Below are 21,397 nucleotides of genomic sequence, written 5' to 3' on the forward strand. Positions count from 1 at the left end.
ATTATATGTTAATTAAATTTTTTTCAATCTTATCAGCTAAAAACTCAAATCCATCCAGATTAGAATTAGTACTTATTTCCTCATCTAATAGCTGTAACCCATCATCAATATGCATTTTGACATATTTAGCTAAGTCTTTATCTGTAATATGAATATTGTAATGTAAAGCCACCATTCCTACATAATAATCTAAGTAATCTCCAAAAAGCACTGACTTAGAATATCCTTTACCTCCAGAGTTTTGAATATCTTTTAAGTTCAATTTTCTGTCTTTAGATAAAGAATAAGTCAATGCTATTCTAGAAATTATATTTTCCGTACCTAGATTCAATTTTCTAGTTAAATGAGCTACTACCTCTCTGTTTTCTTTACTTGTTTTAATATGTGTAAACATTTTTTTCTTTCTTAAATTCTTTAAACAAATTATTTACAGGTAAAGCTTTAAGGTTTGAAGCTCCTCCTTCATTTTCTATTAAAAATGTTTTTCCTAGGTTTGGTTTTAATAATTCATACTCTTTTTCAGAAAGTTCTTTTTCCAACAAGGGAAATAAAACCACTTGTTCTGAAATAGATGGATAAAACTCCTGAATGATATTTTGAGAATGGTATTTATCAAACTTCTGTAATGGACTATCAATAAATACAGGAAATTTAATACCAGACTCATCAACTAAAGCTTTTAATAAAGCTGTTGCATAAAGCTGTTGCTCTCCTTTAGAAAGAGAGTCTTTATCTATAATATTCCCATTTAGATCTAAAAGATCTATATCCATTACATCTTCAATAATATTCACTCTCACATTATGAATAAATTGCTTCTTATGCATTAACTTATTCAACCCAAGAGAAATTGATTTTTGAAGAGAGTATTTTTTCTCTTCTTTAATCTTGATAATAAGATTATTTATTTTAGTTAACAGTTCTTGAGTGACTTTGTATTTTTTCTTATCTGTTTCAACAAGATTAAAGTTCTTCTCATATTCAACTCTAACTTTTTTATGAGAAGCTAATTTCATCTTTAAAGCTCCCAGTTCTTCAGAAAGTTTATTTTTCTCTTCTTCAAACTCTCGTACTTTTTTATCTGCTTGAACCTTTTCTTCTCTAAACTGCTTAGCTAAATGGTTATCTTTTCTAGCTTCTGCTTGCTTAATTTTACCATTAGTTCTACTCAATAAAGCTTTGTTAGTTCTTTCTTCTTGAACTATTGAATTAAATTGGGAAAGAAAAGTGGTTTTAATATTCGCCAATATAGCTTCAAACTCCCTATATTTTTCTTCTGAAAATTCTAAAAGAATTTCTCCACTAAAATCACTCTCTTTTTGAGTAGTACGCTGCTTTAAAGTTTCTTCAACTTTCTGCTCAATATTTTTCTTTGCAGAAGCATTTAAGTTCAAGGAATTAAGACCTTTTAGTAAATTTTGAGAAAATGCTTCTAACTCCTTATGGAGTAATTTATCATTTAAAGCACCATACAGCTCATTGCTCTCCCTATCTAATTGTTGTTTTAGGTTTTTTAAATGCTTACCAGCTATAACTAAAGGAGCTAAATCTAAAAGATCTTTTAAGCTAGATTTGATATTCTTAGAATTCTCTTTTAATTCATCTCTTCTAATTTTTAATTCCTTTAACTGCTCTAAGGTAATTGAGTTTCCTTCCCGAATTAGCTTTTCTTGTAAACTATCACTTTTAGCATTTAGTAAAGAGATTTGTTTATCTATATCTAACTGCTTGTCTTCATTGTGAGCAATACTTTTTTCTAATTCACTTTCAGCATCTAAAAGTTCAGTCAATTTCTCTTGCTGTAATTCTGAAACTCCTCGTCTTTTCAGTTTAATTAATAAAGACTCTAGGTTTTTTTTGAGTTCTTCATACTTCTTAATACCTAATACTTCAGAATAAGCTCTACTTAAACTTCTCAACTCATTCTTAGACTTTGCTTCAGCTAATGAAACTATTTTTTCTGCATCAAAAAAGAAGAATTTTGCTATCTCTCTTGGTAATATGAAATCATTAATAAAAACTTCATAACCCACAGATTTTGTAAGCTCATTTTCATCACCATCAATAAGAATATTTATATCTTCTTTACCTGAATCAAAATTATAACTTCTCTTTATACTAACAGTTTTACAAGGAATAGAAGGTATTAAAAGATCTTCTAGAATGATTTCAACAGATAACAAATGTTCTGAATCTTGATCTCTTACAGTTCTATTTAATAAAGTATTTAAATATGCATCATAACCTCCAGCATTTCGTATATCTTGTTTATACTTATCTTCTACTTGAGCCATTAGCTTACCATAGAAACACCAGATTAAAGAAGTAAGAAAAGTAGTTTTACCAAAACCATTCTTACCTGCAATAAGACTTATATTTTTATTTTTTTTATTCCTTAAGTTAATTTCATTAGAACCCTTATAAATCCTAAAATTCTTTAATTTTATTTCATCAATTTTCATTGTTCCAGTTCTTTCACGAAATTTTCAATTCTATTCTCAATATCATTATGAAGTCCATACTTAGAAATCATTAATGTTTTGGTTTCTTGCAGAGAAATTAGATTATCTATTAAATTATAGTAAGATACTTCTTCTCCGCAAATTTCTTTTAAAATCCTTCTCTCTGTATCATCTAAAGATTTAATATTATTAGTATCAATATCTTTATTAAATACCTCTCTATAGATTTGACCTACTGTTTTATCAAAAATCATATCTCTATTCCATATAACTTGAATAGCTATTAATTCTTGATTAGTAATTAAATTGATATGAGGTTTATCTTTTTGTACGAGTTTCTGGATTTCTAAAAGTTCCTTTAAAGTTTTGGATCTATATTCAGGTGTATAATTCCCTTGGTTATGTCCGTCCTCAGTGACAGCAGGCATACCATTTCTTCTGGTAGCCATTCTGTTTTCACTAATATTTCTATTCTCTACAAGACTATTTCTGAAGTTTAAAAGAGGGAGCATCCATTCTTGACCATTCTCAATTAAACCAGACATAGATTTATCCTTCTTCACTACAGTACAAGTCCAACATCCAAATCTACTTTGCCCACAAGACTTATGTTCTTTATTAGTAACCACAGTAGGACATTCATAATCATCTGCACTTGCATCAGAGTAAATTTTAAATAATATTGAATTATCAAAACCCCAAGGGGATTTAACAGCATTTATAATATACCATATTTCTTCAACCATTAATTCCTTAATTGGAGCATACACATAAGTATTAGGTGAAGTATTATGCTTGGAAAGTCTTTTACCTTTTATTTCACGCTTTCTCATTGAGCGCTCTCTTGTGGCACTCTCTTCATACCTTGTTCCTAATAAAACTATAGCTTCACCTCTTTCGTCTAGTTGCTCTAGAAGAAAATTCGAAGTTGGTCTAATTTTCAATTTATCTGTACACCACCTAAATGTATTATTAGGAACTGGATAACCCTTTCCTAATACATTTATCCAAAAAGATTCCTCAAGCTTAGGAGTTGTCCTTTTTACAAATATTGGTAAATTCTGGTTTCTAGCTTCTTTTTCAATTTTACTTAAAACATCATCTGTATAGGAAGAAATAACAGGGTTTTCCACCATTGTGTCATTGCAAACAACATAAACAGGTCTTCTTAACTGATACGGATAAGGGTTTTCTTCCCTAAATCTTTTTAAAGCTATCCATACTAAAGTTAGTAATACTGTAGAATCCTTCCCCCCACTAAAGCCAATTATCCAAGGTCTATCAGACTTATCTGCATAAGCATATTGATCTATAAGCTCAGATATAATATTCTCTACTCTCTTATTTCTAATTTTGCCCATATTACAAATTTACTATTAATATAAAATATATTTTTTAGTTACTTGAAATTCTATTCTTTAATTATTAACACCTAAATAACCCGACTTCTAATTAAGAAGCCGGGCATCCTTCAACTCAAAAACCAATGATAATTTTCACTACCATTGAGAGCCTTAGTGAGTCCTTTTGAAAATTCAAAAGCATTCACATTTCTAGTCAGGAAAGTATCAATATAACTACTCTTATTAGCCTGTGTAAAGAGGTTATACACTTTCCATAAATTAATATTCCCATCTTCATTTTTACAAAATGAATCATCTTTGTAGTAGTCACTAGCTACTGTAGAGATTTGTCCATCATTTAATAGTAGACTAGGAATTTCTAGTTTCACCTTTTTTGGTAAATAATTATATAATCTGGCTCTACCAATGAGTTGAGCAAACTGGTGCTCAGTCAAATTATAGTTTGTTAACTGCTTTAATTTATATAGGTGTTGTTCAGCATTATAATTCTCCAATACCTTAGAAAGTTTTGCTAAAATATTTTCATAACTATCAGCTTTCAGTTCTTCTACATAACCATCACTTGAAACACATAAGTTACAACAAATCAGGTTTTGGTATCCTATAAAGAATTTAAACTTCTCATATGTCTTCCTACTGTATAAATTCTCTTGATTATAAGCCCTCACACCTCCAAGGGTTAAAGCAATCTCATTTCCTCCTATTGTAGAAGTTATAGATGGGATTCTAATAATAAAAGCCATCCTTTCATAATAAACTGTTCTTTCTTCATCTAGTAGCTCCTTTGCAGGTTTATGAATAGCTGAAGGCACTCTACCCTTAATTTGATGTGAAACCCTTATTTCAGGAGGTTGAATAGTTTCATTTGGAAAAGCTTTTTGTGCACATTGTTGTGCAACTTCAATAAATTCCTGATGAGCTATAGTTTTTTCATTATCCTTACTAAATACAGGAATAATACAATCATTTTTTAAATGATTTAAACTAGTTTCTACTGTATTAGCTTCTACAAAAGGCTTTACTTTAAATTCTGGTAAAGCTTTCGTATGTAAACTAGTTGAATTAATAATATTAGTAACTGTATTATTGTTTACTTGTTGTAGTTCCATTTTGACTAAAGTTTTTAGGATTAGTTAATAATTCTTTTGATTGTAGCGCATCTTTTTGCGTCTTAAAGTCGTACTCTAAAAGTTCACGCCAAGGTTTGTAATGAATGTATAATTGCCTTAAAAGTTCAATGTCTTTACACTGTTTTATTTTGGCTCTAGCTTCTTCTAGATTAGTTCCACTATTACACCATTCTAGGATCTTTTTACCAGTAGCTGCATTAATAGTAAATTCAGGTTTACCCATAAATAAGCCTGTTCTATCTTTTGAAGAAGTAGCATAATGTTTGATATCTAAATCAAATACTATTGTAAATTCATAATCCACTCCATCTTTTTGAACAGCTTTTAAACCTACTTTTTCAGGAATATATTTTCCATCTTTCTGATTTAAAACATAGTCTTGCTTAGTTCGCATTGTGGCTATTAAATGAGCATCACATTGTAGCATTTTATTTACAAAGGCTTTCTGTAAAGGCATTACTTTAGACCAATTAGCAAAACTATTTCCTGCTAAACTTGCGTGGTAATCTATAAGGTAATCCCAGCAATGTGAAATGCTATCAATAATTATTACTTTCATTTCAGCTTGTAAACAAACATCTATAGCTTTAATGTACTTTTCTGGGGTATAAGGTGGCTCTAAAGTAAGTACATTATAATTACCCAAATGAGCATATAAATCTGCTGAACCATTTTCAGTATCTATAATAGCTACTTTAGATAAATCCTTATTAACTAATCCTTGTGCTAATAATAAACTACTGTAGGTTTTTCCTGAACCAGCAGCTCCTTGAAGAGCCAACTTAATCTTGGCTTTTTTGCGTTCTGATTTTCTTAATTGCATAATATTTAAGTTTTAAAATGATTAGAAAAATGTTAAAATTTAGAGTAAAAACAAGAAATGGCTATTAGCTATAACTTGATGTAAACACTTGAAAATGTGCGAAAAAAATAGTAACTTTGTGTATATCAATAGTTATTTGATAAGTTACTACAGAGTAGTCCTCGTCCAGAGTTCCTGCGTTGTTAAATCTTAGATTTTTAGGATTGGGGAGATTTTAAAAGAACCCCTTATATATTTATCTGAATAAAATACAAGTGTAGCTAGGTTCTTAAGATATGTGTTATTTCTTGAATATTTATCTAACTTAGCTAAACTTTAGAAAGCAAAAAAAAGTCCAAAACTGGCATCAATAATATATAGTAATACCAACTTTGGACGTTTCTGAAAAAATAGGATTTTAAATTATAGGTATTTGCTCTTCATTGACATACTCAGCAGGCTCCACTAAATTTATTGATTTTGATAAATGTAGCTTAAACTTTGAACTTTTTACTTTCAATACAATTCTTCTTGCTCCTGCAAAGTTAATTTTAGAAGTATCATCTTCGTATTCAACAAAATCTTCAAGCAGTATTTTATAAAATGCTTTTATTCTTTTAAGTTCAGTATTTTTTGAAAGCCTTCTTTTAAATTCAAAAACATTATTATCTAATAGCTTATCTGACTCCAATAAGCTTTCTATCTCCCTAAACTTAGAAATATCATCTTCACTAAAGAATCCAGCAAAGTAATTTTGAGGTAAAAACAAATAGTCTTCATTCCTATTTGTATATGGTTGGATTTTGGAACTTATTAGATTTCTAAAATATGATAAGTTTCTATACAATTTAATTCTGTTGATGATAGGTCTATTTGTATCATTATCTTCTAACTCGTCAAGATTAAAATTGTTAGAAGCATTGATAGAGTCTAAAAAATATTCTGATCTAGAATAACCATCTCCTACTTCTTTAGATAAAAAGTAAACTTTTGAAGCAAAAAGAATCAATCCTATTTCAAACCATTTGATTTGATATGATCTGAGAGGTTTCCATTTTTCTTCAGTACCATTGGCACTATTAACAAAATGAAGATATCTCAGCCCAAAGTCTTTAAATATTCTTGTTCTTAAATCCAGATAGAAAAAATTGAAATTTGTAAAGTGCCTAGAATAGTACTCATCTACATAATCCCTGTAAAATTTACTCAAATCTTCTAAAATAGTTTCCTTTCTAAAATACAAGGTTATTTTATTACCAATAAAACTAAGTTTACAATTTGAAAATTGATTGGTTAGAGCTGCATAAGTTATATAACTACTAATGTCTTCACCAAAAAATTGATAGTTATTTGCTAAATAATCTTCTCCCTTTTCCAACAGAAATTCATCATATGTAGGATATTGCAGTTTTGGTAAATTACTTCTATTCTTTTCTGAAATGAAGTTTATTTCATTTTTCACATTCTCAAGTAATTCATTCTGATAAAAATCTTTAATCAATTCATTTTGCCTATTTATCTTGAAATATTTTACAAGCCCATTTGGAGGTTCTTTACTGTATTGAACATATTTATATATTCTAGCAAAAAACAACATTTGATCTTGCGTCCAATTAGAAAAAGGTAAACTTTCAAAATTAAATTTATCTGGTTTAGCTAAAATCAAATGGATTTCTCCTGGTCTTCTTTGCCTTGCAAGAGCTTGAATTACAGAATTTATGCCTCCTGAAAAAATACCAAATTTATTTCTAAAAAAATCTCTCGTAAATCTAGGTGGTAATATTATTATATAAGAGTGATTGCTTTTTTTGATACTTACTCCTGTTTTGAAATTAGTTCCTACATTACACTTGTTATTATCAAATTGGTTTTTTGGCTCTTCATTTTCATTTCGGTTATTCATTATAAGTTGAGACGTACAGTCATTCAATTCGCCAAATCTATCAATCAATAGTTTACCTAACTTTTCCTTTGGATTTAATATGTCTTTTGCAAGAGATTTTGAGTATGATAAAATATCAATATTCCTTTCTCTATTTAATAAATCTTCAATCAAATCTTGAAGTTCATCCATATGACTAGTAAAGCGATATGAATTGGAAAAATGTAGGAACAATTCACTTTGTTTTTCCCTCCTTTTCCTTTTTGATTCTATGAGTAATAGTCTATTTTCAGTTAATTCGGCTAGATATTTAATTACTACTTTAGACGCTTCATTATAAGTGGCACTAAGAATAAAATTTTTGTGTATAACCTCCCTCCATTTCCATAGATTGTAAATGAATTCACTTTTAAAATTATGGTATGAATCATGTACTTCATCATAAATAAAAATTACTTTTTTTTCATATCTTTTTGCGTCACTTACAAGCTCATTTAGGTATTTCCTTTTTACATCAGAATTTTTAAATCCATCTTCTCCTGGGTTTCCCAATAATGTATTTACTGTTACCACCTGCACACACCTAGTCCTATAATTTTCTCTATCCCTACCTAGCTTATTATAATTATATATTTCATTTGCAGGGATACCTGCTTTTTCAATCTCATTTACATATTGCTTTACTAAACTCACGAATGGTGAAGCTACAATCATAAGGTATTTATCCTCTCCATTACGCATCTTCTCATAATACTTTTTTAAAGTATTAATAATAGCTGTAGATTTTCCTTGACCTACAGCTGCATTTACCACAACAGTATTTTTCCTATCTAAATTAATTGCTTCTTGGAAAGCATCATTTATATAACCTTCTGCATTAGTCTCTATAATGGCTTTACTTCCATTATTTTCTATATTAAATGAATTGATTCCATTTTCAGCCTCGGAGTGAAAATCTGAAGGATTTATTTCTTTAAATTCAATTGGATAATCTTCAAAAGGTGAATTTTCTATAATCATAATGTAAAAACTGTGCTATAAAAATAATATAACACAGTTTAATATTGAAAAATTAATAGCCTAGCTTTTTACTAAGCTTAGAAATATGTTCACTCACTTTCTTTTGTACTATTTTACCATAGTGTGATTCAGTGATTTTTATACTACTGTGTCCTAACAATTCTGATACTATTTCCATAGGCACATCATTGTATAGTAATACAGTAGAAGCAAAGGTTTTTCTAGCCATATGATGGGTTAAATTTTTATCTATCCCAACTATAGTGGCTATTTCTTTTAAGTAAGAATTAAACCTTTGGTTACTTACCACTGGAAGAACACATTTGTCATTTCTATCTTCGTATTTTTTTATAATTTCTAAAGCTTTTGGTAAAACAGGAATAGAAATTAATTTATCTGTTTTTTCCCTAGTCATCTGAATCCATAACATATTATCAAATCCTTTGGTTATATGCTGCGTTTTTAAATTAGCCATTTCTTTATATGCTAAGCCTGTATAGCAACAAAACACAAAACAATCTCTTGTATTGCTTAGTCTCTCTTGAGAAATTGATTTATTTTCCAATTTGTTCAACTCATCTCTAGTAAGATAAACTACTTTCTTTTTTACACGCTTAGCTTTATGGTTATAAAAAGGATCTTTATCTAAATGATTCTCACCTACAGCATTTCTAATCACACTTTTAAACCTTTGGAGGACTTTATTAGCCGTGATTTGCTTATTGTCTTTTTCTGTGATTAGAAAGTATTCAAATTCTTCTATAAAATTCATATTCAAATCTCTAAGTAAATAATCCTTCTTGTTGAATTTCCATTTTATAAACTGCTTTAGGTCATTAAAAATATAGTAGAACTTATTCCAAGTAGCTTGTTTAATTTCTTTACCAATAAGCTTATTTTTTTTAGATAAAATTGTTTCATAATATTCAATAACACCAAAATTTGTTTCAGTAGTTTCTCCTTTAAATTCTTTATAAATATCATCTACTGAATATACATCTCCTGAAATTTTCAATTTTAAGTAGCTAGACCTAATTTCAGAACTTATAATTTCAAGTTGGTCATTAAGCTGACTATTGGAAGTAGTTTGTGCATTTGGATCCCAATTTGTAGGTTCAATAAATAAACCTGTTGAGAACTGTTTTCTTTTTTTGTTATAAGTTATCCTGCAAATTATTGGACATTGTTTTCTCTTATTAATCCTAGCTTTTTGTAAATAAAATAAGATTAGAATTCTGTCATCATACATAATAAATGATATTAGAAATAAGAGCTTCTAAATCAGAATTTTGCAATTTCAAAAATGGTATACCTGAGATTTTTTTTGGTATACCTAAATGTATACCTGAGAATTCAATTAATCATATTATTCCATTTTCTTACTTAGCCACACAGGAGTAAGAAAAACTAAATCAAAGCATTGATTTTCAGTACTTTAAGATAAAGAGAAAACAAAAAAACCAGCCTTAAAAAAGACTGGTTTTATGAACTTTGCTCCTCAGGTTGGGCTCGAACCAACGACCCTCTGATTAACAGTCAGATGCTCTAACCAACTGAGCTACTGAGGAATTTATGAAACCTAGCGGTTGTATTGCTAAGCGGATGCAAATATAAATGTTTTTTTAAATTGCCAAAACATTTTTTTAAATTTTTTACTCAAATAACCAGCGATAAATATCGTTTCCGTTAGCAAATAACACTAAAGCAATGAGAATGAAGAACCCAACCATTTGCGCGTACTCCATAAACTTTTCGTTCGGTTTTCTGCCCGTAATCATTTCATAGAGTAAAAACATTACGTGACCGCCATCTAAAGCAGGAATCGGTAAAATATTCATAAACGCTAAAATAATTGAGATAAGCGCCGTTGTCATCCAAAAGGCTTCCCAATTCCAAGCGTCGGGAAACATATTTCCTATCGCTCCAAACCCACCAACTTGCGTTGCTCCTTTTTGGGTAAATACATATTTAAATTGCGCTATATAATCGTGCAACGTCCAATAGGCAAAACTAAACCCTGCTGAAACACTTTCACCTAAAGAATATTCTTGCGTAGCAATATCGAAATCTAGTGCGGTAAAAGCACCAATATTTTTTTCTTTTTCTGAAGGCGTAATGGTAACCATTCTTGTTTCACCATTATTTTCGACTTCAACCTTTAAGGTTTCATCTTTATGCGCGGTAGCGTATTTTTTAAAATCATTCCAGTACTCGATATTTTTTCCGTTTACCGAAAGAAATCTATCGCCTTTTTTAATTCCGGTTTTCTCGGCTCTGGAATTTGGAATCACACTATCAATTACCGGTTCGTAATTAAACCCGAACGGAAACATGTCATCTGCTTCAAATAATTGATCACCTATATCTTCTGGAATAGTGAGCGTTTCAGATTTGCCATTCTGATGAAGAACCTGAACACTTTCAACATCACGCATCATCAATTCTCGGTTAATTTTTAAGTGCCCATTAATGGTTAAAATATTTTCCAATTCTTCTCCATTAATTTTTGTTATGCGATCGCCGTCTTGAAACCCGTATTGCTGAACGTTCTCTGAAACTGCTAAACCATTCGGGATCTCATCGTTTGTAATTTTAGAACTTCCCCAAACAAAAAGCACCATCATATAAATTAGAAATCCTAAAATAATATTTACCGTTACACCGCCTAACATAATTATTAAACGTTGCCAAGCCGGTTTACTTCTAAATTCCCAAGGTTGAGGTGGTTGAGCCATTTGCTCTTTATCCATACTTTCGTCGATCATCCCAGAAATTTTCACGTAACCCCCTAAAGGTAACCAACCTATTCCGTAAACGGTTTCGCCTATTTTTTTCTTAAATAAAGCAAATTTTACGTCGAAAAAGAGAAAGAATTTTTCTACACGAGTTTTAAATAATTTTGCCGGAATAAAATGCCCCAACTCGTGCAATACGATTAAAATGGAAAGGCTTAAAAATAATTGAATTGCTTTTATAACAAATGGACTCATAGTCTGTATATTCTAAATAAAAATCGCACAAAAGTAACCTTTTAAATTCGCTTACAAAAAAATAATCGTTCACTCCTTTCTAACGGTCAATTTTTTAACGTGTTTTAGCTGAAATTAAAAAGTTTAGGTTGTACTTTTGCACCAAACTATTTCCTTGTTTTATGCTGAAATTTTTTGCGAAATACAAATTCTTCGGAATTGTTTTACTTGTGCTTTCTCTTATTATTATTTCCATTATCTATCAATTATTAAAACCCGAACCTTCACTACCGGTTTATCAACCCGATATGGTTCAAAAAGAATTGGTAGATTCTACAGTGCAATACATTAGAAAATATCATAAAATAGCCGACTTTAAATTGGTAAATCAAAACGGAGATACCATCACGCAAAACGATTATAAAAATAAAATTTACGTAGCCGATTTCTTTTTTACCACTTGCCAATCGATTTGCCCGATTATGACCGATCATATGGTGAAAATTCAAGAAGAACTAAAAAATGACGATGAAGTGTTATTGCTTTCTCATACTGTAACTCCAGAAATTGATAGCGTTGCGCAATTAAAACGCTATGCTGAAAAAAAAGGCGTAAATGATAAAAAATGGAATTTAGTAACCGGCGACAAAAAACAAATTTACGATTTAGCACGAAAATCTTATCTCGCTACAAAATCACAAGGAAACGGCGGAAAGTATGACATGATTCATACAGAAAATTTTGTGCTTGTAGATAAAGACCGACAAATTAGAGGGTTTTACGACGGAACAAATCCCGATGCGATCGATGATCTTTTAGACGATATTCAAATTCTAAAGCAAATTCAAGAAAAGCGCTAGCTTTTAACGTTGGCGGTTTTTCTAAACCATTTTTTTCCGTTACTTTTGCGTTGTTTAAATTCAATCTAAATAAATCTTGAAAGTTACAATCGCAGATTTAAGAAGAGGTCAACGCGGAATTATTAAAACGTTTACAAACGAAAGTGTTCCGCTAAAGCTACTGGAAATGGGTTGTTTACCCGGCAATGAAGTAGAATTGGTTCAAATTGCACCGTTTAGAGATCCTTTATATTTAAACATCAACGGAAGTCATTTAGCCATCAGAAAAGAAACAGCAGCACAGATTGAAATTGAAGTGGTACAGTAATTATGGCGAAACAAATCAATGTCGCACTTATAGGAAACCCCAACACAGGAAAAACCTCCGTTTTTAATCACTTAACCGGTTTAAATCAACAAGTTGGTAACTACCCTGGCATTACGGTAGAAAAAAAGGAAGGAATCTGTAAACTTCCACGCGGTTTAAAAGCACACATTATTGACTTACCGGGAACTTACAGTTTAAACGCTTCTTCGTTAGATGAAAATTTAGTCATCGAATTATTACTGAATAAAAATGACAAAGATTACCCCGATGTCGCGGTTGTTGTAAGCGATGTTGAAAACCTAAAACGAAACCTACTTCTTTTTACACAAATTAAAGATTTAGGAATTCCCACCATTTTAGTCGTAAATATGGCCGATAGAATGGAAAGAAAAGGAATTTCTCTTGATATTGAATTATTAGAAAAACGCCTTAAAACAAAAATCGCGCTAGTAAGTGCTAGAAAAAAAATAGGAATTCCCGCGCTTAAAGAACTCATTACCCAATACGGAACAATCTCAAAAGAGCCATGTTTAAACGCTTCTTCGATAGATCCTGAATATTTCGACAGTTTACGCAAAGCATTTCCAAACCAATCACTATATAAACTTTGGTTGGTGATTACACAAGATGTTAACTTCGGAAATCTTAACCGGAATAAAGTTGAAAATCAAAAAAGTTTCAGTACAAAAGAGAAAAGCGATCTCAAACGTCTTCAGCAGAAAGAAACTATTGTAAGGTATCAATTTATAAATGGCGTTTTAAAAGAAACCTTAAAAGTTGATATTAATGCGGCAAAAGATTTACGTTCGCGTTTAGACCGAATTCTCACCCACAAAGTTTGGGGTTATTTAATTTTCTTCGGAATAATGCTCCTTATTTTTCAAGCCATTTACGATTGGTCGAGCTACCCGATGGATTTTATCGACAATACATTTGCTGCGTTAAGTGAATGGACAAAAAATGTGCTTCCTAGTGGAGTATTCACCAATTTAATTGCGGAAGGAATTATTCCCGGTTTGGGCGGAATTGTCATTTTTATTCCACAAATCGCATTTCTATTTCTCTTTATTTCTTTACTGGAAGAAAGCGGTTATATGAGTCGCGTAGTATTTTTAATGGATCGCATTATGCGTCGTTTTGGTTTAAGTGGTAAAAGTGTCGTTCCACTAGTTTCAGGAACAGCTTGTGCAATTCCAGCCGTTATGGCAACCCGAAATATCGAAGATTGGAAAGAACGCTTAATCACCATTTTAGTAGTTCCATTTACCACGTGTTCCGCACGATTGCCGGTTTATTTAATTATTATCGCTTTAGTAATTCCCGACGAACGCTTTTTGAGAATATTTAATTTACAGGGAATCACCTTAATGCTACTGTATTTATTAGGTTTCGGAATGTCTGTTTTTTCAGCTTGGCTGCTAAATAAAATTTTGAAAATAAAAAGCAAGACCTATTTCGTTATCGAAATGCCCGACTACAAATTACCGATGATCAAAAATGTAGGAATTAATGTTGTTGAAAAAACAAAATCATTTGTCTTTGGAGCCGGAAAAATAATTTTAGCTATCTCCATTATTCTTTGGGTGTTGGCAAGTTATGGCCCTACTGAAAAATTTAATCAAGCAGAAGAAATTGTAACCGAACGTTATGGAGAAAATTTATCTTCTGAAGATTTTGAAAATCACGTAGCTTCCGTTAAATTAGAAAATAGCTATATCGGGATGATGGGAAAAGGAATTGAACCCATTGTTCAACCTTTAGGCTACGATTGGAAAATTGGTATAGCAATTGTAAGTTCTTTTGCAGCGAGAGAAGTTTTTGTAGGGACCTTAGCTACAATTTATAGCGTAGGAAGCGACGAAGAAAAAACAATAAAAAATCGAATGGCTGCTGAAGTTAACCCGATTCTTGGCGGACCGTTATTTAATTTCGCCAGCGGAATTAGTTTATTGCTTTTCTATGCTTTTGCGATGCAATGTATGAGTACACTTGCCATTGTAAAAAAGGAAACCAATTCTTGGAAATGGCCAATTTTACAATTAGTTATTATGTCTGGAATTGCTTATATAGCTGCATTTACTGCATTTCAACTTTTAAAATAAATGATGATGATACAGGAAATATTAGTTTGGATAACATTTTTAACCGCAGTAGGATTTTTAATTAAAAAATTCTTTTGGAAAACGCCACAAAAATCTGGTGATGGAAATAAAAGTATCTGCGGAAAATCAGATTGTGGTTGCCATTAATTCTCTTGCTCTAACACTTCTAGTTGAAGATAATAATTAAGATCACCACTATTTTTTAATGCTGTAGTCGGGTAAGGTTTTAAACCATAAATTTTAAAGGTTTCCTTTCCTAAGGTAAATGTTGCGCCTTCTCCTTCAGGATTGGTTAATACTATTATTTTTTCTTCAACTAATTCTTCATTTTTATCCAACGACATTTTTATTTTAGCTTCTCCTTGCCAAACGCAAGTTACATCACTTGGGCATCGTGAATCTTCCACCACTTTTTCAAAATTCAAGCAATAATTTTTATAGAAATATGATTTTCCTTCAGGAAGTTTTGCGACAATAATGGGTGTGTAAACTTTTTCTTCCGTTTTAGTTTGCTCATTTTTGTTTTGTGCATTTCCGAAGAAAAAGCTAAAAAACAGTACACAAATAAAGATTATATTTTTCATACTTAAATATAGAAATTTTATCCCAACCCAACATCTAAGGTCATCATAATCATAAAACCACCGATAAAACCAAGCGTAGAAATATCGGTATATTTACTTTGTTGCGATTCGGGAATAACTTCTTCAACTACCACAAAAATCATCGCACCCGCTGCAAAACAAAGCGCATACGGAAGAATCGGTTGAAAAGTCATTACCGCCCAAGCTCCAATTACTGCAGCTACCGGTTCTACAATTGCTGAAAGTTGACCGTAATTAAAACTTTTCCATCGGCTTAAACCTTGTCGTCGTAAAGGCATTGCTACGGCAAACCCTTCTGGAAAATTCTGTAATCCAATTCCAATAGCTAAAGCTACAGCGCCACCAATTGTTGCACCATCAAAACCAGCGGCAACTCCTCCAAATAAAACGCCAACGGCTAATCCTTCAGGAATATTATGCAAGGTTATCGCTAAGGTTAACAAAATAGATTTGTGCCACGGTGTTTTAATTCCTTCCTTTTCGTCCATTTTAAAATTGACGTGTAAATGCGGTAAAATTTTATCTAATCCGAAGAGAAATAAGGCACCTGCCAAAAACCCGACTACTGCCGGAATCACTTTTACAAAACCTTCGCCGGGACTCATTTCTATTCCTGGTGCCAATAAGCTCCAAAAACTTGCTGCGACCATTACTCCACCTGTAAAACCTAACATCCCGTCAAAAAGCGCACGATTCATTCCTTTAAATAGAAAAACCAATGAAGCTCCCAAAGCTGTGACTCCCCAAGTAAAAAGTGTAGCGTAAAACGCCGCCAAAACAGGGTCTAAGGTTTCAAAATAATCTACAATTTCTGTAAGCATATTACTTATATTTTTTTATATAAAGATTATTAGCAGCTAAACTGGAAATGGTAATATTTTCTTCATTCACTGTAATTACCAAAGAATTATCAAATTCTTCTTTATCAATTACTTTTATTTTTTTTCCTAAGGAAATATTGTTTTTGTCGAGATATTGAAGAAATGCGGAAGAGGAATCGTTAACACCTACGCAAATTCCTTCTTCGCCTTTTTCCATTTCAGCTAAGACTTGTTTTTGAATGAGTTCAATATTTCCTTCTTCATCAGGAATTGGATCGCCGTGCGGATCGGTTTTAGGATATCCTAAAAACTTATCGAGTTCGTAAATTAATTTTTCAGATTTAATATGTTCTAGTTGTTCAGCGATTTCGTGTACTTCATCCCAAGAAAAATTGAGTTTCTCAACCAAAAAACTTTCCCATAACCGATGTTTACGAATTACTTTTATCGCATGATTTTTTCCTCTTTTAGTCAGCTTTGCTCCTTGATAAGGTTTATAAGCGATAAGTTCTTTTTCCGCTAAACGCTTTACCATATCGGTTGCTGAAGAAGGTTTTGTTTGCATTTCTTCAGCTATCGCATTGGTAGGAACGCCTTCCGAAAAAGTTGATTCTAAATGATATACCGCTTTTAAATAGTTTTCTTCAGATAATGTCATTACAATTTTTTAGCCTAAACAAAAATACATTTTTTTTATTTAAAAACAATTTTTAGATTTGTCTAAATTTATATTTAAACTAATAAAATTTAATGTGTAGATTCATCTTTATATTCTTAATATTTCCCATTTCTTCTTTTGCGCAAGAAAAAATAGAGCTACACGGCAATATATTGGCGGAAGGAAAACCAGTTCCGTTTGCAAATATTTTTATAGCTGAATCGAGTTTAGGAACTTCAGCAAATATCGACGGCGAATATTCTTTAAGCGTTCCCAAAGAAACAATTGAAATCACCATTCAAGCGGTAGGTTACAAAACATTAGTAAAAACTATACATGCGCTAGATTATAAAAATAAACCACTTAATCTTTCGCTGAAGGAAGATATGCTCGGCTTAGATCAAGTTGTGATTAGCGCCACCAGAAATCGGGTAAATAAAACTGAAACTCCGGTAGTTGTAAATGTATTGAGCAAAAAATTATTTAATGCAACCCAATCTATTTCGGTAGCAGAAAGCTTAAATTTTCAACCGGGCGTTCGTGTAGAAACAAATTGTCAAAATTGCGGTTTCACGCAAGTTCGGATAAATGGTTTAGATGGAAGTTACACACAAGTTCTAATTAATAGCCGAGCGGTTTTTAGTGCGTTAAACAGTGTTTATGGTTTAGAGCAAATTCCTACTTCCATTTTAGATCGTATTGAAGTCATTAGAAGCGGCGGTTCTGCTTTATACGGTTCTAACGCAATTGCAGGAACTATAAATATTATTACCAAAGATCCTGTTTTAAATTCTTGGGAAATAGGAGGAAATTTAGGATTGATTGCCGGGAAGGTGGCCGACAGAACCTTAAATTTAAACGCTTCTGTAGTGAGTGAAGATCTTAACCAAGGAATTACCGTTTTCGGAATGCGAAGAAATCGTGATTCTTATGATGCGAACAAAGACGGATTTACAGAAATTACCGAATTAAATAATACTACTTTAGGAGCTAAAGCTTTTTTAAAACCTTCAGAAAAAAGTAAAATTACACTCGATTTTACAGCTTTAGAAGAATATCGTCGTGGTGGAAATCAATTAGAATTAGCACCACATTTAACTGAGATTACCGAAAAATTAGACCATAATACTTATATCGGCGGACTTACTTACGATTTGCAAAATGAAGCCGCAACAAATCAATTTTCAGTTTATACCTCAACACAATATACCGATAGAAAAAGTTATTATGGCGGTTTAGGTGGCGGAAGAACACGTCAAGATTCTATTTTAGCTTCAAATGCGTACGGAAAAACCGATGATTTTGCACTGCTAACAGGTAGTCAATTTACACGGAATTTTACTAATCAAAATATAATTACCGTTGGCGCAGAATATAATTTGAATAAAGTGGAAGATAATATTCCGGGCTATAATCGATCGACAAATCAAGAAGTTCATAGTCTTGGAACCTTTGCTCAATATGAATGGAAACCGATTAAAAAATTTACCGCTTTAATCGGCAGCAGATTCGATTATGTTTCGGTTTCTGGAACTTACGCCATTCAAGAAATTTCTAGAAAAGCGCAAATTGATCAAGCCGTTTTTAGTCCACGCTTTACGGTTTTATATAATTTTATTAAAAACTGGCAATTTCGTGGTGGTTATGCACGCGGTTTTCGCGCTCCACAAGCTTTTAATGAAGATTTGCATATTTCGTCGGTTGGCGGCGAACCGCGTTTTGTCATTCTTTCTGAAAATTTAGAAACCGAATATTCTAACGCTTATACGGCTTCGCTGAATTTCTCAAAAGATTTTTCAAACTTACAAACCAATTTTTTACTCGAAGGTTTTTATACAGATTTACAAAATCCGTTTACAACTATAAGTACAGGAGCGAGTTTGCCAAACGGCTCAATTTTGCAAGAAGTGAAGAATGGAAATGGCGCTTATGTTAGCGGCTTAAATCTTGAAATCGGACTTTCACCTTCTTCAGATTTCACCTTTCAAGTGGGCGGAACTTTTCAAAATTCGAAGTATAAAAAATCACAACTTTTATATGAAGCTGAAGCGGAAGATGAAAATATTTTTACAGATGAATTTGTACGAAACCCTAATCTTTACGGCTATTTAAATTCTACTTATAATTTTACTGAAGAAACCGCTGTATCGCTTACCGGAACATATACAGGAAGAATGATTGTTCCGAAAGTAATAAATGCTGATGGGTTTCTTCGGTTAAATGAAAGCGATCCGTTTTATAATATTAATCTAAAATTGAGTCATCATATCGATTTTACCGAGCGCTTTCAAATGACGTTTAGCGGTGGAATTCAGAATATTTTTAATAGTTATCAAGATGATTTTGATACCGGACCGCAACGCGATTCAGATTACATTTACGGTCCATCAAGACCTCGTACTTTTTTCTTCGGAATAAAATTTGGAAATCTTCATAACTAAGTAATGAAAAAAGGGTTGATCTACTTTTGTTTATTCATCTCCTTCGCTTCTCAAGCACAAGAAGCGAAGGAAATTTCGTGGTTAACTTTTGAAGAATTAGAAGTTAAACTGAACGAAAAGCCCCAAAAAACTTTTATTTATTTTTTTACAGATTGGTGTATGTATTGCAAAAAAATGGATTGGAATGCGTTTAAAAATGAAGCTGTGAAAAATCAGTTAGCTGAAAAATATTATGCAGTTAAATTAAATGCTGAAACTAAAGAACCGATTTTATTTGACGGGCAAATTTTTAAAAACAAAAATGAAGGCAGAATTGCGTATCACGAATTGGCTTTATTATTAGGAAGTAGAAAAAATAAAGCATTTAGCGTTCCGGTAATTTTGGTGTTGGATGAAAATTTTAAGGTTGAAAAAAGAATTTTTCACTACCTCACTTCTAAAGATTTACTTGCTTTATTAACCGACTGATTTTCGCGTTAGGGATTGTAATGGAAATCCTTTGGCGATTTTATGAGCCAAAGATTGCAGTGAAAAGCCCGCCCGAAGGGAACGCCCTTATAAATTTGTCTTATCAATATTATATCCTTTTGGCGGCGCCAATTAAAATCCGCGTTCTTTTTGAATTTGTTCGTAAGCGGATTGAACTTGGGTAAATTTTTCTTGCGCTCCTTTTTTGTAGGCTTCATCCATATGTTCTAACTTATCGGGATGGTATTTTTTTGCCATTTTTCGATAGGCTTTTTTCACCTCAGCATCAGAAACGTCTTCGTCAATTTCCAGAATTTTATAGGCTTTGTCTGCCGATTTAAAGAACATGGCTTTTATGCTCTCAAAATCGCTTCGGTTTAAACGCAAATGCCCGGCAATTTTAGAAAGTTCTCGAAGTTCATCTTCATCTACGCTACCGTCGGCTTGCGCAATTCCGAAGAGAAAATGAAGAATTTGCAGCCGAACTTCATACGTAGTTCGCATATGTAAATAGGCACAAATTCTACCGGAATCTATTTGGCGGTTTTTAACGACATCATTAAAAGTTCTAAAGGTGGCGTTTGCTCTTTCTTTTCCGTAGGCTCTTACAAAATAACTTCTTACGTAATCTAATTCTCCTTGACTTACGCTGCCATCGGCTTTAATTACAATTGAGCAAAGTGAGAGTAAATTTAATTCGAAATCTCCCGGAGAAACGCGTTCTTTTTGCTGAAACATTTGAAAAACGTCGTTACTTGAGGTAGCTCCATTTCTTCTAAAAAGTACTTCTATAACGCTCCCGAGGAAAAAGCCGATAAACGCACCGGGAATTCGCATATAAATCAATCCGACAACTGCGGCGATCCATTTTATCATAATTTCTTTATTGAATTGCAAATATAAAACCTTCAAAAAGGTTTCGCTACTTTATTATCTACGATTATTCTCTGTAATTATTGTAAAACTTAACCGACATATTTTAAGTTATACTACTATAAAAAAGCTTTATAGACTTAAAACTAGTAGAATTGAAGCAACTATAACTTATTTGGTATCTTTGCATAAAATTTATTACAAAAACAAAACACAATATGTATCCACCAGAATTAGTAAAACCCATGCGCGAAGAATTGACCGCTATTGGATTTAAAGAATTACAAAACGGAGAAGAAGTAGATTTAGCTGTAAACCAAGCCGGAACAACACTTGTTGTGGTAAACTCGGTTTGTGGTTGTGCGGCAGCAAATGCACGCCCGGGCGCTAGAATGTCTTTAGATAACACAAAAAAACCAGATCATTTAGTAACGGTTTTTGCCGGAGTTGATAAAGAAGCTACCGATAAAGCTCGAGCGCATATGGTTCCTTTTCCTCCAAGTTCGCCTTCAATGGCTCTTTTTAAAGATGGAGAATTGGTTCATATGTTAGAACGCCACCATATTGAAGGTAGACCTGCTGAAATGATTGCAGAGAATTTAAAAGATGGTTATAACGAACACTGCTAAGATT

At 32.1% G+C, this 21,397-nt stretch carries 19 protein-coding genes and 1 tRNA gene; 7 read left to right on the forward strand and 13 right to left on the reverse strand.

What is annotated here, in order from left to right:
• Nucleotide 1 precedes the first annotated feature (1 nt).
• From ACFFGL_RS08495 to rseP, 9 genes are all read right to left on the reverse strand, one after another.
• Complete coding sequence (locus ACFFGL_RS08495) at nucleotides 2-394, reverse strand: DndE family protein (RefSeq protein ID WP_309726883.1); 393 nt, start codon at nucleotides 392-394, stop codon at nucleotides 2-4.
• Nucleotides 378-2,462 (reverse strand): DNA sulfur modification protein DndD, encoded by a 2,085-nt coding sequence (dndD, locus tag ACFFGL_RS08500; protein ID WP_309726882.1) that lies wholly within the window; start codon nucleotides 2,460-2,462, stop codon nucleotides 378-380. The genes ACFFGL_RS08495 and dndD overlap by 17 nt, the downstream gene beginning before the upstream one ends.
• On the reverse strand, nucleotides 2,459-3,823 hold the full coding sequence (gene dndC, locus ACFFGL_RS08505; RefSeq protein ID WP_309726881.1) for a DNA phosphorothioation system sulfurtransferase DndC: 1,365 nt from the start codon (nucleotides 3,821-3,823) through the stop codon (nucleotides 2,459-2,461). The genes dndD and dndC overlap by 4 nt, the downstream gene beginning before the upstream one ends.
• Before the next feature lie 110 nt (nucleotides 3,824-3,933).
• On the reverse strand, nucleotides 3,934-4,935 hold the full coding sequence (locus tag ACFFGL_RS08510; RefSeq protein WP_309726880.1) for a DUF3871 family protein: 1,002 nt from the start codon (nucleotides 4,933-4,935) through the stop codon (nucleotides 3,934-3,936).
• Entirely contained in the window at nucleotides 4,910-5,779 is an 870-nt protein-coding gene (locus ACFFGL_RS08515) for an AAA family ATPase (protein WP_309726879.1), read from the reverse strand. Before ACFFGL_RS08515 ends, ACFFGL_RS08510 begins: the two co-directional genes overlap by 26 nt.
• Before the next feature lie 397 nt (nucleotides 5,780-6,176).
• The gene (locus ACFFGL_RS08520) at nucleotides 6,177-8,660 is read right to left on the reverse strand and encodes a DEAD/DEAH box helicase (protein WP_309726878.1); all 2,484 of its coding nucleotides are present in this window, start codon (nucleotides 8,658-8,660) and stop codon (nucleotides 6,177-6,179) included.
• A gap of 52 nt (nucleotides 8,661-8,712) precedes the next feature.
• A complete protein-coding gene (locus ACFFGL_RS08525; protein ID WP_309726877.1) occupies nucleotides 8,713-9,909 on the reverse strand; it encodes a site-specific integrase in 1,197 nt (398 codons plus the stop codon).
• 245 nt (nucleotides 9,910-10,154) lie between these two features.
• Nucleotides 10,155-10,228: transfer RNA gene (locus ACFFGL_RS08530), tRNA-Asn, on the reverse strand.
• A gap of 84 nt (nucleotides 10,229-10,312) precedes the next feature.
• The gene (gene rseP / locus ACFFGL_RS08535; protein WP_309726876.1) at nucleotides 10,313-11,650 is read right to left on the reverse strand and encodes an RIP metalloprotease RseP; all 1,338 of its coding nucleotides are present in this window, start codon (nucleotides 11,648-11,650) and stop codon (nucleotides 10,313-10,315) included.
• A 161-nt stretch (nucleotides 11,651-11,811) separates the two neighbouring features.
• Here rseP and ACFFGL_RS08540 point away from each other — a divergent pair, with 161 nt between their 5' ends.
• The 4 genes from ACFFGL_RS08540 (at nucleotide 11,812) to ACFFGL_RS08555 (ending at nucleotide 15,045) form a co-directional block, all read left to right on the forward strand.
• Nucleotides 11,812-12,489, forward strand: coding sequence for an SCO family protein (locus tag ACFFGL_RS08540; RefSeq protein WP_309726875.1), 678 nt, complete (start codon nucleotides 11,812-11,814; stop codon nucleotides 12,487-12,489).
• A 76-nt stretch (nucleotides 12,490-12,565) separates the two neighbouring features.
• On the forward strand, nucleotides 12,566-12,796 hold the full coding sequence (locus tag ACFFGL_RS08545) for a FeoA family protein (protein ID WP_309726874.1): 231 nt from the start codon (nucleotides 12,566-12,568) through the stop codon (nucleotides 12,794-12,796).
• A 2-nt stretch (nucleotides 12,797-12,798) separates the two neighbouring features.
• Nucleotides 12,799-14,898, forward strand: a complete 2,100-nt coding sequence (feoB, locus tag ACFFGL_RS08550; protein ID WP_309726873.1) for a ferrous iron transport protein B — start codon at nucleotides 12,799-12,801, stop codon at nucleotides 14,896-14,898.
• Between the two features lie 6 nt (nucleotides 14,899-14,904).
• Nucleotides 14,905-15,045: a FeoB-associated Cys-rich membrane protein gene (locus tag ACFFGL_RS08555; RefSeq protein ID WP_309726872.1), complete on the forward strand. Its 141-nt coding sequence runs from the start codon at nucleotides 14,905-14,907 to the stop codon at nucleotides 15,043-15,045.
• Here the strand turns inward: ACFFGL_RS08555 and ACFFGL_RS08560 are convergent.
• Genes ACFFGL_RS08560 through ACFFGL_RS08570 form a run of 3 tightly spaced genes read right to left on the reverse strand, consistent with a single transcriptional unit; the run spans nucleotide 15,042 to nucleotide 16,982 of the window.
• Nucleotides 15,042-15,482 carry a hypothetical protein gene (locus ACFFGL_RS08560; protein WP_309726871.1) on the reverse strand — a complete coding sequence of 147 codons (441 nt, stop codon included), beginning with the start codon at nucleotides 15,480-15,482 and terminating at the stop codon, nucleotides 15,042-15,044. The two genes, ACFFGL_RS08555 and ACFFGL_RS08560, sit on opposite strands and share 4 nt — an antisense overlap.
• A 17-nt stretch (nucleotides 15,483-15,499) precedes the next feature.
• Nucleotides 15,500-16,324 carry a ZIP family metal transporter gene (locus ACFFGL_RS08565; protein ID WP_309726870.1) on the reverse strand — a complete coding sequence of 275 codons (825 nt, stop codon included), beginning with the start codon at nucleotides 16,322-16,324 and terminating at the stop codon, nucleotides 15,500-15,502.
• Nucleotide 16,325: 1 nt separating this feature from the next.
• Nucleotides 16,326-16,982 (reverse strand): metal-dependent transcriptional regulator, encoded by a 657-nt coding sequence (locus ACFFGL_RS08570; RefSeq protein ID WP_309726869.1) that lies wholly within the window; start codon nucleotides 16,980-16,982, stop codon nucleotides 16,326-16,328.
• 92 nt (nucleotides 16,983-17,074) lie between these two features.
• Here ACFFGL_RS08570 and ACFFGL_RS08575 point away from each other — a divergent pair, with 92 nt between their 5' ends.
• Both ACFFGL_RS08575 and ACFFGL_RS08580 read left to right on the forward strand, forming a co-directional pair.
• On the forward strand, nucleotides 17,075-19,423 hold the full coding sequence (locus tag ACFFGL_RS08575) for a TonB-dependent receptor (protein ID WP_309726868.1): 2,349 nt from the start codon (nucleotides 17,075-17,077) through the stop codon (nucleotides 19,421-19,423).
• A 3-nt stretch (nucleotides 19,424-19,426) separates the two neighbouring features.
• Nucleotides 19,427-19,891 carry a thioredoxin family protein gene (locus ACFFGL_RS08580; RefSeq protein ID WP_309726867.1) on the forward strand — a complete coding sequence of 155 codons (465 nt, stop codon included), beginning with the start codon at nucleotides 19,427-19,429 and terminating at the stop codon, nucleotides 19,889-19,891.
• Nucleotides 19,892-20,023: 132 nt separating this feature from the next.
• Here the strand turns inward: ACFFGL_RS08580 and ACFFGL_RS08585 are convergent, their stop codons facing one another.
• On the reverse strand, nucleotides 20,024-20,767 hold the full coding sequence (locus ACFFGL_RS08585; protein ID WP_309726866.1) for a TerB family tellurite resistance protein: 744 nt from the start codon (nucleotides 20,765-20,767) through the stop codon (nucleotides 20,024-20,026).
• A gap of 215 nt (nucleotides 20,768-20,982) precedes the next feature.
• On the opposite strand from ACFFGL_RS08585, the gene ACFFGL_RS08590 reads away from it, so the two are divergent.
• Nucleotides 20,983-21,393, forward strand: coding sequence for a BrxA/BrxB family bacilliredoxin (locus ACFFGL_RS08590; RefSeq protein ID WP_309726865.1), 411 nt, complete (start codon nucleotides 20,983-20,985; stop codon nucleotides 21,391-21,393).
• Nucleotides 21,394-21,397: the final 4 nt, after the last annotated feature.

It is taken from the genome of Mesonia maritima, from assembly GCF_042433895.1.
Classification (GTDB): domain Bacteria; phylum Bacteroidota; class Bacteroidia; order Flavobacteriales; family Flavobacteriaceae; genus Mesonia; species Mesonia maritima.